At 37.9% G+C, this 1,484-nt stretch carries 2 protein-coding genes; both read right to left on the reverse strand.

What is annotated here, in order from left to right; all coding sequences use genetic code 11:
• Positions 1 to 72: 72 nt before the first annotated feature.
• A complete protein-coding gene (locus GQR46_RS19560; protein ID WP_165742202.1) occupies positions 73 to 756 on the reverse strand; it encodes an anti-sigma factor in 684 nt (227 codons plus the stop codon).
• Entirely contained in the window at positions 753 to 1,277 is a 525-nt protein-coding gene (locus tag GQR46_RS19565; protein WP_007582398.1) for a sigma-70 family RNA polymerase sigma factor, read from the reverse strand. The genes GQR46_RS19560 and GQR46_RS19565 overlap by 4 nt, the downstream gene beginning before the upstream one ends.
• Positions 1,278 to 1,484 lie beyond the last annotated feature (207 nt).

The raw sequence follows: 1,484 nt of genomic DNA on the forward strand, positions 1-1,484 counted from the left end.
TTTTTGTTAAAAAAGTTTTAAAGAAGGTTGGCTGCTTTAAGTAAACAGCCAACTTTAGTCATAATAGTAGGGTTATAAAAGTACCAGCTCTGTGGTGTATAGTACCTCAGTAGGAGATCCATTTGGTGAGCCACCAATAGGTTCTAAGCTCACTGCTAACAATGCGATATCACTTGCGTTAAAGCGGTTATCTTTAAATAATATTTTACTGCCTTGCTTGGGCAGTAAACCCAGTGAAATAGGTGCATCTTGCCCTTTTAAAATCATCCACAACTCATAATCTTTATTAGTTTGGGCAACCAATTGGCTACTGGCTTTAATTGAGAGCCCTTGCTCGCTTACATCAATAAACCACAATGATTGTTTATCTTGATTTTGAACCAAAGCAATTTGTTGAGTGTGCATAACATTGGTACTAGGTTGAATAACCAAAAAGGCTAAAACAATACACGCAGCAGTTGCCACAAAAGACCATGTACGCCAAATTGAAGGCTTGGTATGTATGACTGTTTTACTTGTTTGTGGCCTGTTTTCAATACGCTGTAGTATATTTACCCATACATCGTCACGTGGCGTTTGCGGTGTAATAGCACTCGCTAAGTTGTTTAGGTTTTGCTCCCATAGACTTGTTGCTTCACGTGCTTGATTTGAGTTAAGTAACAGACGCTGAAAACGCTTACGGGCAAGCCCTCTAAGTGTGCCAAGCACGTACTGCCCAGCAAGCGCGTCTAATAGTTCGGGTTTATTATAATTCATAATGTTAAACACCTTTGTAGCTGCATAAGCCCACGCCTGATCCAGCTTTTAACTGTACCTAATGGCGTCTCTATATGATCCACTAGCTCGCTATGACTCAGCCCCTTATAATAAGCTAAGTGAATAGCTTGTTTTTGTTGCGGCTCAAGTTGTTCGATACAATTAACCAGTTTCGTTTCTTCATCGTAATTAACGTCAACACTTTCATTTTCATATTCGTCATCGCCTAACGACTGCTCTTTTCGTACTTTGTGATAGCGCAGTGAGTCAAGACTTCTATACCTAACTATACTTATCATCCAACTAATAACGGTGCCTTTAGAGGCGTTATATTCAGATGCGTTATGCCAAATTTTTATAAAAGCGTCTTGTAGTGCCTCTTCCGCATAAGCTCTGTTAGTGAGCATATTTAAACTAATAGCAAAAAGTTTGCCGCTAGTTTGTTGATATAAACTTGAGAAAGCATTTTTGTCTCCTTGTGCTGTTGCGCACAAAAGAGGGAGTAAATCATCGTTATCCATAGGGGTCCTGTTTTTCTTATTATCATTGAGTAAACGCTTGAGAGTGTGATTTGGATGCAAAAAATTTAATTGATTTTTAGATTAGCTGCTTTATACGTTAGTACAAGCAATAACCGATCAGTGTTTGAAATTTAGACGTGTAGGTATAATTTATTCACATGTTTGTAAAAAATGCACAAAGAGCAGATTGTACTTAAATTTATTTTA

Source organism: Pseudoalteromonas sp. Z1A6 (assembly GCF_011378745.1).
GTDB classification, from domain to species: domain Bacteria; phylum Pseudomonadota; class Gammaproteobacteria; order Enterobacterales; family Alteromonadaceae; genus Pseudoalteromonas; species Pseudoalteromonas arctica.